We start from the raw sequence: 10,547 nt of genomic DNA, 5'->3' as shown, positions 1-10,547 counted from the left end.
GCGAGCGGTAGCGCACGACCACTCGCTCAAGCAGCGCGCGGTAGCGAACAAAGAATGGGTTTCACTCTTGTCGAACTCATGGTCGTCATCGTTATCATCGGCCTGTTGGCGACTGTGGTGGCGATCAATGTCCTGCCCAGTCAGGACAAGGCCATGGTCGGCAAGGCGCGGGCCGACATCTCGGTGCTGGAGCAGGCGGTGGAGACCTATCGCCTCGACAACCTGACCTTCCCGACAGACCAGCAGGGCTTGAAGGCCCTGACCGCGCCGCCCGCCGATCTGGCGCGGCCGGAACGCTATCGCCAGGGCGGCTATGTCCGCCGCCTGCCGGAAGACCCGTGGGGCAATCCCTACCAGTACCGCCGCCGCAGCGCCCATGGCGGCCAGTTCGACATCTGGTCCTTCGGCGCCGACGGCCAGGAAGGGGGCGAGGGGAATGACGCTGACATCGGCAACTGGCAGGGCTGACCACGCCCAGTCGATGCGCGCGCTCCACTGCGCTCAAGCCGCGAGCCGCCGCGCGGCGAGCGGTAGCGCACGACCACTCGCTCAAGCAGCGCGCGCCCGAGGCGCGTGCGGTAGCGAACAAAGAATGGGCTTCACCCTCGTCGAGTTAATGGTCGTCATCGCCATCATCGGCGTGGCGGCGGGGGCGGTGGTGCTGTCCATGCCGGACCCGCGCCCGACTCTGGCGGTCGAGGCCGAGCGGTTCGCCGCGCGCCTGACGCTGGCGCGCGAGGAGGCGGTGATGACCAATCGCCCGGTGGCTCTGCGCGCCGATGCGGCGGGCTATGGTTTCGAGAGTTTCGACGGCGCCGCCTGGACGCCTTTGACCGGCGTGCTGGCGCCGACGGCATGGGGCGAGGGCGCCGCCGTCGCTGGAGCCGCGCGCGCCGTGTTGGATCCCACCGGCGGCGCCGACGCCGCCAGCGTGCGGCTGGAACGAGAGGGCCGCTCCGTCACCGTCGCCATCGACGGGGCGGGCGAGGTGACGATCCATGAGTGAGGGAGCGCCCCGCGCGGGCTTCACCCTGATGGAGTGTCTGGTCGCGCTGGCCGTGTTCGGTCTGGCGGCGATGGCGTTGTTGAACCTGTCGGGCGAGAGCACGCGCTCGGCGGCGCGGGTCGAGACGCGGACGCTGGGCGGCATTGTCGCCGATAATGTCGCCGCCGAGGCGATGATCGCGCGCGACCTGCCCAGCGGCAGCACGCAGGGACAAGCGTCGCTGGGCGGGCGCGAGTGGCGCTGGGTGCGGGTGGTCAGCGCGACGGGTATGCCCGGCGTCGGCCGCATCGACGTCCGCGTCTTCGCCGATGAGGAACAGGCCGCCGAGCGCGTGCTGTTCCGGGCGGCGGGCGCATGAGGAAAGATCGCCTCTCCGCTCAAGCAGCGAGCCGCCGCGCGGCGAGCGATAGCGGAAGAAAGAGAGCCGGGTTCACCCTGGTCGAGGTCATGATCGCCCTGCTGATCTTCGCCCTGCTGGCGGGGGCGGGCGCGCGGGTGCTGGGTCAGTCGATCGAGACGCGGTTCGCGGTGAAGGCGAACGCGGACCGGGTGGCGGCGGTGCAACGCACGCGGGCGCTGCTGCGCGCCGATCTGGCGCAGGCGACGGCGCGGCGGGTGCGGGGGCCGACGGGGCGTCCTGCGCCTCAGGCGATCATGGGGCCGCAGTCTCCGGGCGATCCCTTGCTGGTCTTGGCCCGCAGCGGCTGGAGCAACCCGGACGGCGCGCCGCGCGCCTCGGTCCAGCGCGTTGAATACCGGCTGGTCGAGGACCGGCTGGAGCGGCGGGTGGCGCCCTATCTGGACGGGGCGCGGGCCGGGCCGCCGCAGGTGCTGTATCGCGGGGTGAAGGACGCCCGCGTCGCCTTCATCCAGAACGGGTCCGAGGCCCCCGCCTTTTCCGCCAGCAGCGACCGGCCCCTGCCAGATGCGGTGCGGGTGACGCTGACGCTGGACGGTTTCGGCCCGGTCGAGCAGTTGTTTCTGGTCGCCGCCGCATGAGGGAAGGCGCGCGCGATCGTCGGGGCATGGCCTTGCTGACCGTCCTGTTGCTGGTGGCGGTGATGGCGGCGCTGTGCGTGGTGCTGCTGGACGACGTGCGCTTTTCCGTGCGCCGCACCACCAACGCCGAGCGCCAGGCGCAGGCGCAAGGCTTTGCGGCGGGGGCGGAGGCCCTGGCGCGGCGGCGGCTGTCCGATCTGGTCCGCGCCGATCCCGCGCGTACGCCGTTGCAGCCCCAGTGGAACGGTCGCGTCTTCGCCCTCCCGCTGGAAGATGGCGAGGGGCGGGCGGTGATCCGCGACGGCCAGTCCTGTTTCAACCTGAACAGCCTGGTGCTGGGCCAGGGCGAGGACCTGATCGCCCGGCCGGAAGGGGCGGCGCAGTTCATCGCGCTGGGCGCCGCGTTGGGGGTACCCCGCGGGCGGATGGCGGCGGTTGCGGCGGCCCTGACCGACTGGATGGACGGCGACGCTGAAGTCTCGGCTCAGGGAGCGGAGGACGCCGCCTACGCCAGCCGCCCGACGCCCTATCGCACCGGCGGGGTCATGCTGGCCGAGGTCAGCGAACTGCGCGCGGTCGCTGGAGTGGACGAGGCACTCTATCGTCGTCTGAGGCCTTATCTGTGCGCCCTGCCCGAGGCGCGGCTGTCCCCGTTGAACCCCAATACGCTGGAGCCGCAGGACGCCTTTCTGCTGGTCGCGATCAGCCGGGGCGTGGTCGGGCTGAACGCGGCCAAGGCGGCCATCGCCGCGCGTCCGGCAGCGGGCTGGGCCAGCCCTGACGTCTTCTGGGCCCAGCCCGCCCTGTCGGGCGTGGTCGTCGATGAAGAGACCAAGGGCCAGATAACCCTGGCCACTCGCTATTTCGACCTGAGCGTCGAGATCGAGCACGGCGACGCCCGCGCCGTCCGCACCGCCCTGATCCACGTTGCGCCCGATGGCGCGGCGCGCACCGTCATCCGCCGCTGGACGCCTGAAGAATGAGCATGGAAGAATGAGCCACGCCCGAATCCTGTTCATCCCGACCAACGCGACCTTGCCCGCGCGTTTCCTGCTGGTCGATCGCGAGGGCCGCGTCGTCGGGCGCGGCGAGCTGGACCCGCATCAGGCCGACGCTCCGCCGCCGATGCGCACCATCGCCGTGGCGCCGGGCGCCGACGTCATGACGCGCTGGCTGGACCTGCCGCCGGGCAATATGGCCCAGGCGAGAGCCGCCGCGCGCTGGGCGTTGCGTGATCAGGCGGCGGGCGAGGTGGACGGGCTGGACATGGCCCTGGGCGCGGCGCCGGTCGACGGCGGCCCGCGCCTGACGGCGGCGGTGTCGGCTAAGCTGTTGCAGGCCTGGCTGCGCTGGATGGAGACCTTCGACATCCGGCCTGAGGCCGTCGTGCCGGACAATCTGTGCCTGCTCGCGCCGTTGGAGGCTGAGACGTTGACCGCCGCACAGGTGGGGGCGGATACGGCGCTTCGTGGCGCGTCCTTCGCCGTGACGGTTCAGGCCGATCTGGTCGAGACGATCGCGGCTGGACGCGCTCTGGACTGGCTGGAGGGCGAGGCGCTGGACGCGGCTCTGGCCACAGGCGCGATGGCGGCGCCGGTAGACCTGCTGCAGGTCCATGACCGGCGTGAGCGAGGGCAGGCGGCCAAGGGCTGGCGGCTGGCGGCCGGTCTGGCGGCGGCCCTGTTGATCTCGCCTCTGTTGCTGATGGCGGCGGACGGGCTGCGCGACCGGGCGGCGGCTGAGCGCGCTGGAGCGGGCGCCAAGGGCGGAGCGGTGAAGCTCTACCCTGAACTGGCGACGGCTGACGACCCGGCGCCGGAAGCGCTGCGCCGTCTGGACGCCGGGCCGCCGCCGGGGGCGGCGCGCGCCCTCGCCGCTGTCTTCGCCGCCGTCGAGCGCGTGCCGGGCGCCGAACTGGATGACGCGACTCTGGGCGGCGAAGGACTGCGCGTCACCCTGGCCCATCCGACGTTCAACGATCTGGACGCCGTGCGCGTCGATCTGGCGGAGGCCGGGCTGGCGGTGGTCGACGAAGCCTCGGCCGAGGAAGGCGGGCGCATGGTCAGCACGTTCACCATCGGAGGCGCGCGATGACGGCCCCGTTTTCTTCCGTCGCCGCCTGGTGGCACGGGCGGTCGCTGCGCGAGCGGCGGATGCTGGCGGTCATGGGCGCGCTGGTGCTGGGCGTCGTCGGCTGGCTGGGCGTGGTGCGGCCGCTGGACGGCTGGCAGGCGGATCAGGCGCGCGCCCGCGTCGCCGCCGAGCGGCAACTGGTGCAGATCCGGACCGCTGTGGCCCAGCGGGGCGCGCGACCGACCGAGGCGGTCGATCTTCAGGCGCTGGTCGCCTCCACCGCGACGACGGCAGGCGTTGAGCCGACGCTGGGCATGTCCGAGGGCGGGCGGCTGGGCTTCCGGCTGGATCGCGTAACGACGGCGCAGGCCTTCGGCTGGCTGGCGGCGTTGGAGCAGGGCGGGGCGCGTATCGAGGAACTGGGCGTTGTCGAGAACGCAGACGGGACGCTGGGGGTGACGGGGGCGTTGACGTCCGGCGGCTAGATCTCTGCGCTTTTCGCCTCTGCCGGAGTCGTCCGTTGTGGACTTGAAGGGCGCGCCGGGGCAGGTATCGCACCATGATCTCTCGTCTGGCTCTTCTCCTGGTCAGCGCGGCCGTCCTGGCGGGCTGCGCCTCTGCGCCGCTTGTCGAGACGCAGGTGTCCGCCGCCGTACCCGCGAACGTGACCGCCTATCGCCTGCTGGAGACCGAAGAGCCGACCGAGGCCGACCGTGCGGCGACCGAAGCCGTGCGTCGGGCGCTGGCTGCGCGCGGTTGGCGCGAGGTGGATGACAAGGCCGCCTGGCGGGTCGAGACGGCCTATGCGGTGCGGCCCCAGAAGACCGGCGTCTTCACCGATGACGACGCGCGTCGGGGCGAATGGACCGATGCGCCGCGCCTGCCTCAGTGGTGGAGCCAGAGCCGCCAGATGCACAGTCTGACCGTGATTCTGACCGGACCGGGCGATGAAGCGGGGGTCTATCGCGCCTCGGCGGTCGCGGTCCTGGGGCGGCGTCAGGCCGAAACCGCGCCGGGCCTGCTGGCCGAAGCGGCCGTGGAGACGTTGGGCGCGAACTAGCCCGAGCGGTCTGTGGGTTCAGCGTCCTCGGTGACCCTGGGCAGGGTCAGGATGAAGGTCGCGCCGGGCGATCCGGGCTGGTGGCGGATGGTTCCGCCGTGGCGTTCGGCGACGGTGCGGACGAAGGCGAGGCCCAGACCCGCGCCGCGATGATCGGCGCCGCCGTGGCCGAAGGCCTGGAACAGGCGACGCGCGGCCTCTTCGGACAGGCCCGGCCCCTGATCGCTGACGCTGAGGACGCAGACCGGACGGCCGTTCTCCTGGGCGCCGGTCAGGCTGACCTGGATGACGCCGCCCTCGGGGCCGTATTTCAGGGCGTTGTCCAGCAGGTTGGTCGTCAGGCGGCGAAGCAGGGCGGGGTCGCCCTGAACCAGGAACTCGTCTTCGTCGTCAGGCGTCAGGATGCGGACGCCCTTCTTCGACGCCTGGGGCCACAGGATGTCGGCGGCGTCCATGGCGACCTGGCCTAGGTCCAGCAGTTCCGAGCGATAGGGCTGGCTCTCGGCGCGGGCCAACTGAACATAACCCTCGGCCAGGTCCAGGGTCTGGCGGGCGTAGTCGGCGATGCGGCGCTCGACTGCGGGGTCCAGGCGCGGGGCGGGGCCGTCCAGCAGGGTCAGGATCGACACCTGGGGCGCGCGCATGTCGTGACTGAGCAGTTGCAGGGCCTCGGCGCGCTGGCGCTCGGCGGCGCGGAAGCGGGTCATGTCGGCGAAGCGCACGATGTGGCCGACCGGTTGGCCTTCGGCGTCGGTCAGCAGGGCGGCGGCGGCCTTCAGGATGCGGCCGTCGGGCGTGGTGATGTCGCCGGGATCGCCCTCGGGATCGAGAAAGCGGCGCCAGGCCGGTTCGCCCAGGGACTGGAACAGCAGGGGCAGGTCGGCGTCGTCCTTCAGACGCGCGCCGAACAGGGCTTCGGCCCGGTCGTTGGACAGGATGATGCGGGCGTGAGGGTCGGCGACCACGGTGGCGTCGGGCAGGCTTAGCAGGGTGTCGGAGATGAAGCGCTCCAGATCGCGCACCTGGCGCACGGCGGCGCGCAGGGCGTCCACCTGACGGGCGACGACATCGCCGCCCTGAGCGCGGCCGGTCAGGCGCACGCCGTCGCGTTCGAAGGCTTCGACCTCGCTCTGCATATAGGCCGAGGCTGCGGCCAGGCGGCGCCAGCTCCACAAGGGATAGGCCAGGGCCAGTCCCGCCACGGCGGCCGAAGGCGGGAACCACAGGCCGCCCGCCAGAAAGGCGACGGCGACGGCGATCAGCGTCAGGACGATCAGCCCGGCGCCCAGGGCCATGTTGGCCGCCGGGCGCAGCACCAGGAAGCCGGCGACCAGCAGGCCGAGCGGCAGCAGGGACAGGGTCAGAACCCAGCCGGGCGACAGGCTGCGCGGACCGCCGCCTTCGATCAGGGTCTGGAGCAGCGCGGCCTGCACCTCGACGCCGGGGCGCAGTTCGCCGTGGGGCGTGGCCGGGGTGGCGTAACGGTCGCCGAGGCCCGGCGCCGTCGCCCCGACCAGCACCAGCTTGTCCTTCAGGAAGGCGGCGGGCGTCTCGCCACTTAGCACGTCGGCGAAGGACAGGGTGCGGAAGGCGCCGGGCGGGCCGCGATAGACCAGGGCCTCGGGCGATGCGGCGAACAGGTCGCTGCCATCGTGCGGCGCGGGCGGGGCGGGCGCGGCGCCTCTGGCGGCGGCCAGGGGCAGGATCAGGTGGGGCCAGGTCCGGTCGCCCGCCTGAAGATAGAGGGGCAGGCAACGCACGACGCCGTCGTCGTCGACCGTCAGATTGACGTGACCCAGGCCCGCCGCCGCCTCGGTCAGGATCGGCGCAGGGGCGTCCTCGCGAAAGGCGGCGCCGTTCAGGCCGGGGGCGTCCAGAACTACCGGCAGACGGACCTTGCCGTTGCGCGCCAGGGCGGCGGCCAGGGCGCCGTCCTGCGGGGAAGCTTCGGTGAACAGGACGTCGTAGGCGACAGGCCCGGCTTGCGCCTGGGTCAGACGGTCGATCAGGCGGGCGTGCAGGTCGCGCGGCCAGGGCCACTGGCCCAGCGACTCCAGGCTGCGGTCGTCGATGGCGATGATGACGATGTCTGCGTCCGCTGGCCCGGCCTCGGCGCGCATCAGGGCGTCGTAGACCAGGTTGTCGGCGCCGTCGGCGACGGGCGTCAGCGCCATCCAGCCGACCAGCAGGGCGGACAGAACCGCCACCAGGCCCCATTCGACAAGGGCGCGCCGACCGGTCAGGCGCGCGCCGAGCCAACGCTTCCAACCGCCTTTGGGCCCAGCGGCCACGGCGCTATCGTCCGATACGCAGTTGTTGCGGTTCGGACCAGGCTTCCAGCAGACGGCCGAAGCGATGGCGCGCGCCCTGCACCCGCCAGCTGTAGACGCCCGGCGGCAGGTCGCTGAGGGTGAAGGCCTCGTCGGTCAGGCCGGGCTGGTCGACCAGCAGGGCGCCGTCGCGGGCGCCGTCCTCGGCCTCGCGCCACAGCTGGAAACGGAAGGTCGCCTCGCCGACGCCTTCGGCCTCCCAACGGAAACGGTAGAAGCGGCGACGGTCGCGCTGATCCATGGCCGAGGCCAGACCGCCGACGCCGTTACGGGCGCGAATGAAGCTGTAGGTGGTGGCCTTGCCCTCCAGCCCCTCGGGCGAGAGAGCGGTCAGACGCAGGAAGAAGGCGCCTTCTTCCATCTCGCCGAAGACCAGGGGGCCGCCGGGCGCGCTGTCGACTTCGGCGAAGGCCTCGATCATGCCGGCGTCCTGGGCGACGCGGCCGCGATAGCGTTCGGCGCCGGGCAGGGGCTGAATGTCGAAGGCGACCTGGGCCTGGGTCTGCGGCGCGTCAGGACTGACCAGGGCGGGCGCGGGCAGAAGGGGCAGCAGGCGCACGCTTCCAGCGGCGGCGCTGACGCCCTGATCGACGCCGGCCAGGGCTTCGGCGTCGCCCGATGCGATGGTTACGGCGCCTTCCAGCACCTCGGTGGTCGAGCGGTCGGCGTCGTCGTCGAAGGAGACGCGGAAGTCGGTGCCGCGCACGGCCGAGACCGAAACGGGCGTGCGGATGGCGAAGCCGCCGGGACGACGCCGGGGCGTGACGCGAGACTCGGCGCGGCCCGCCTCTACCGTCAGGGCGTGATCGACGGCGCCGTTGATGGCGTAGCGGCGTAGGCGGCTGACCCGCACGCGGCTGTTGGAGGGCACGACCACATGACTGCCGTCGGACAGGGCCAGGCGGACGAAGGCGTTGGCGCCGGTGCTGAGGACGGCGCCCTCACGCACGGCCTGACCGGCGGCGGGGACGGCGGATCGGCCGTCCTGGTTCAGGGTCGCCGCGCCGCGAAAGCCGGCGATGCGCGCCTCATCCGGATCGGCGCGCAGCAGATCGACGGGCAGGGCCAGGGTGCGGCCGATGGCGAGGCGGCGCGGATTGGCGACCCGGTTCTCGCGCTGAACCCGGCGATAGTCGAGCGGCCGGTGCATGTAGGCGGTCGCCAGGTCGATCAGGGTGTCGCCGCGCTGGACGACATAGTCGAGGGTCTCGACGGAGGCGGCCGTCCGGGCAGCGGGCGGGGCGGCCGAAGTCTGTGCGACGGCGCTTCCTGCGGCCAGCATCGCTGCGATCGCCAGGGCCACCGCCCAATCCGTCTTCATTTCGCCACCTGCGTCTTCATTCAGGCGTCCTGGCCGGGTTCTGCCCCCGTGACGCGCTCAAGGCGGTATCCGTAGCTGTAAATGGGGGTCAGGCGGAAGCCTCGCTCGGGCCGCAGCTCCAGCTTGTTGCGGATGCGCGAGATGTGCATGTCCAGCGAACGGCTGTTCAGGTCCGGCTCATTGCCCCACACCGTCTCCAGAATATAGGTCCGCGACAGCGCCCGGTGCAGGTTGCGGAACAGCAGCAGGGCCAGGGCGTATTCCTTGGCCGTCAGGGCCACCGATTGGCCGTCGCGGGTCACCGCGCCGGCGGACTCGTGGAAGGTGACGCCGTCATAGGTTTCGACGCCCGGCGTCGTCGGCTGGGAATAGGCGCGGCGGATCAGGGCGTTGATGCGCGCCGCCAGAACCGGCTTCGACAGGGGCTTGGGCAGGTAGTCGTCAGCCCCGGCGTCCAGACCGGCGACCACGTCTTCATCCTCGGCGCGGCTGGTGACCAGCAGCATGGGCGGGGCGGGCTTCAGATTGGTCCGCGCCCAGGCCAGCACCTCCAGACCCGAACGGTCCGGCAGGTTCCAGTCGACGATCAGCATGTCGAAGGTGTCCTTGCGCAGGGCGGAGATCAGCGCCTGACCGCGCGAAAACAGAGTGGCGCGATATCCGGCGTCTTGAACCACCTCGGAGACGAACTCCAACTGGACGGGGTCGTCGTCTAATATTGCGATCTTCATACTTTTACGCAGCTCCGGGGAGAACGCTGGAGTCATAGCCCCGGATGCTTGGCTTTAGAGCAATGTAAAATGTAAAATATGGTCACCCCTCGGCGCGTCTCGGCGTGGATGTCGGCAGGGGTGCGAGGCGGCGGGCCTGATCCCGGCACAGGGTCTTGATCCAGCGCCGCACGGTCTTCAGTCGCGCCGTGCCGTGGACCTCGCGGTGGGTGCTGAGCCAGAAGCGCCGCTCGATCAGGACCTGCTCGGGCAGAACTCGCGTCAGCCCTTCAGCCAGGAAGCAGGGCAGGACGCCGATCCCACCGCCCGCCGCCACCATGTCCCGCTGGGCGCGGATCGACGAGGAGGCCAGACGCGGCCGCAGGTTGGGCCGCAGTTCGTCCAGATAGCGCAGCTCGGGCGCATAGATCAGATCGTCGACATAGCCGACCATGTCGAAGCGGCTCAGGTCGTCGATGCTCTGCGGGGCGCTGTGGCGTTCCAGATGTTCGGGCGCGGCGTAGAGCGCCAGCTGATAGGTTGTCAGCGGCTCGACGATCAGGCGCGGGCTGTCGGCGGGGCTGAGGGTGATGGCCATGTCCACCTCGCGGCGGCTGGGCGACAGGAAGCCGGAACTGGCCGCCAGTTCGACGTTCAGCCCCGGATGCGCCGCCAGCAGGCCGGGCAGGGCGGGGGCCAGCACCGCGCCGCCGAAGCCTTCCGAGGCGCTGATCCGCACGGCGCCCGCGATCAGGTCGGGCCGGGTGACGCGTCCGGCGGCCTCCATCGCGCTTTCGGCGTCCAGCGCCCGCTCCAGCAACTGGGCGCCGGTGGCCGTCAGGTGCAGTCCGGCGGCCGAGCGGACCAGCAGGGTCGACTTCAGCGCCGTCTCCAGTCGCGCCACGCGCCGCCCGACCGTGGCTGCGTCCACGCCCAGCCGCTGCGCCGCCGTGGCCAGCGACCCGGCGCGGGCGGCCGCCAGAAACACCCTCAGATCATCCCAGTCGAACATATGCAGATATGCACATCGTCACCTGCAAGATTGCAA

At 71.6% G+C, this 10,547-nt stretch carries 12 protein-coding genes; 8 read left to right on the top strand and 4 right to left on the bottom strand.

Annotated elements, in window-relative coordinates; translation table 11 throughout:
* The first annotated feature begins 54 nt into the window (after positions 1–54).
* The 8 genes from gspG (at position 55) to AC52GN_RS09940 (ending at position 5,138) form a co-directional block, all read left to right on the top strand.
* Positions 55–468 carry a type II secretion system major pseudopilin GspG gene (gene gspG, locus AC52GN_RS09975; RefSeq protein WP_303718660.1) on the top strand — a complete coding sequence of 138 codons (414 nt, stop codon included), beginning with the start codon at positions 55–57 and terminating at the stop codon, positions 466–468.
* A 124-nt stretch (positions 469–592) separates the two neighbouring features.
* Positions 593–1,006, top strand: coding sequence for a GspH/FimT family pseudopilin (locus tag AC52GN_RS09970; RefSeq protein ID WP_496526932.1), 414 nt, complete (start codon positions 593–595; stop codon positions 1,004–1,006).
* Positions 999–1,364, top strand: coding sequence for a type II secretion system minor pseudopilin GspI (gspI, locus tag AC52GN_RS09965; RefSeq protein ID WP_496526931.1), 366 nt, complete (start codon positions 999–1,001; stop codon positions 1,362–1,364). Before AC52GN_RS09970 ends, gspI begins: the two co-directional genes overlap by 8 nt.
* Positions 1,361–2,005 (top strand): type II secretion system minor pseudopilin GspJ, encoded by a 645-nt coding sequence (gspJ, locus tag AC52GN_RS09960; protein WP_496526930.1) that lies wholly within the window; start codon positions 1,361–1,363, stop codon positions 2,003–2,005. Before gspI ends, gspJ begins: the two co-directional genes overlap by 4 nt.
* Positions 2,006–2,031: 26 nt before the next feature.
* Positions 2,032–2,988: a type II secretion system minor pseudopilin GspK gene (gspK, locus tag AC52GN_RS09955; protein WP_496526929.1), complete on the top strand. Its 957-nt coding sequence runs from the start codon at positions 2,032–2,034 to the stop codon at positions 2,986–2,988.
* A gap of 10 nt (positions 2,989–2,998) precedes the next feature.
* Positions 2,999–4,099, top strand: a complete 1,101-nt coding sequence (gspL, locus tag AC52GN_RS09950; protein ID WP_496526928.1) for a type II secretion system protein GspL — start codon at positions 2,999–3,001, stop codon at positions 4,097–4,099.
* Positions 4,096–4,563 (top strand): type II secretion system protein M, encoded by a 468-nt coding sequence (locus tag AC52GN_RS09945; protein WP_496526927.1) that lies wholly within the window; start codon positions 4,096–4,098, stop codon positions 4,561–4,563. The genes gspL and AC52GN_RS09945 overlap by 4 nt, the downstream gene beginning before the upstream one ends.
* A gap of 74 nt (positions 4,564–4,637) precedes the next feature.
* Positions 4,638–5,138, top strand: coding sequence for a hypothetical protein (locus AC52GN_RS09940; protein ID WP_496526926.1), 501 nt, complete (start codon positions 4,638–4,640; stop codon positions 5,136–5,138).
* Here AC52GN_RS09940 and AC52GN_RS09935 read toward each other — a convergent pair.
* The 4 genes from AC52GN_RS09935 to AC52GN_RS09920 all read right to left on the bottom strand — a co-directional run bounded on the left by AC52GN_RS09935 (position 5,135) and on the right by AC52GN_RS09920 (position 10,511).
* Positions 5,135–7,429, bottom strand: a complete 2,295-nt coding sequence (locus AC52GN_RS09935; protein ID WP_496526925.1) for a CHASE2 domain-containing protein — start codon at positions 7,427–7,429, stop codon at positions 5,135–5,137. The genes AC52GN_RS09940 and AC52GN_RS09935 overlap by 4 nt on opposite strands.
* A 4-nt stretch (positions 7,430–7,433) precedes the next feature.
* Positions 7,434–8,789, bottom strand: a complete 1,356-nt coding sequence (locus AC52GN_RS09930; RefSeq protein WP_496526924.1) for a FecR domain-containing protein — start codon at positions 8,787–8,789, stop codon at positions 7,434–7,436.
* A 20-nt stretch (positions 8,790–8,809) separates the two neighbouring features.
* Positions 8,810–9,520: a response regulator transcription factor gene (locus AC52GN_RS09925; RefSeq protein WP_338578341.1), complete on the bottom strand. Its 711-nt coding sequence runs from the start codon at positions 9,518–9,520 to the stop codon at positions 8,810–8,812.
* 82 nt (positions 9,521–9,602) lie between these two features.
* Positions 9,603–10,511: a LysR family transcriptional regulator gene (locus tag AC52GN_RS09920; RefSeq protein ID WP_496526923.1), complete on the bottom strand. Its 909-nt coding sequence runs from the start codon at positions 10,509–10,511 to the stop codon at positions 9,603–9,605.
* Positions 10,512–10,547: the final 36 nt, after the last annotated feature.

The sequence above is a fragment of the Brevundimonas sp. SS2672 genome, assembly GCF_059579685.1.
The sequence above is the reverse complement of the archived record's forward strand: the minus strand, read 5'-3'. Positions and strand labels throughout refer to the sequence as shown.

Excerpts from the sequence above, each read along its gene's own strand:
- AC52GN_RS09920 (WP_496526923.1), bottom strand. The coding sequence starts at position 10,511 with ATGTTCGACTGGGATGATCTGAGGGTGTTTCTGGCGGCCGCCCGCGCC.
- gspK (WP_496526929.1), top strand. The coding sequence starts at position 2,032 with ATGGCCTTGCTGACCGTCCTGTTGCTGGTGGCGGTGATGGCGGCGCTG.
- AC52GN_RS09925 (WP_338578341.1), bottom strand. The coding sequence starts at position 9,520 with ATGAAGATCGCAATATTAGACGACGACCCCGTCCAGTTGGAGTTCGTC.
- AC52GN_RS09970 (WP_496526932.1), top strand. The coding sequence starts at position 593 with ATGGGCTTCACCCTCGTCGAGTTAATGGTCGTCATCGCCATCATCGGC.
- gspG (WP_303718660.1), top strand. The coding sequence starts at position 55 with ATGGGTTTCACTCTTGTCGAACTCATGGTCGTCATCGTTATCATCGGC.
- gspL (WP_496526928.1), top strand. The coding sequence starts at position 2,999 with ATGAGCCACGCCCGAATCCTGTTCATCCCGACCAACGCGACCTTGCCC.
- AC52GN_RS09945 (WP_496526927.1), top strand. The coding sequence starts at position 4,096 with ATGACGGCCCCGTTTTCTTCCGTCGCCGCCTGGTGGCACGGGCGGTCG.
- AC52GN_RS09930 (WP_496526924.1), bottom strand. The coding sequence starts at position 8,789 with ATGAAGACGGATTGGGCGGTGGCCCTGGCGATCGCAGCGATGCTGGCC.
- AC52GN_RS09940 (WP_496526926.1), top strand. The coding sequence starts at position 4,638 with ATGATCTCTCGTCTGGCTCTTCTCCTGGTCAGCGCGGCCGTCCTGGCG.
- gspJ (WP_496526930.1), top strand. The coding sequence starts at position 1,361 with ATGAGGAAAGATCGCCTCTCCGCTCAAGCAGCGAGCCGCCGCGCGGCG.
- gspI (WP_496526931.1), top strand. The coding sequence starts at position 999 with ATGAGTGAGGGAGCGCCCCGCGCGGGCTTCACCCTGATGGAGTGTCTG.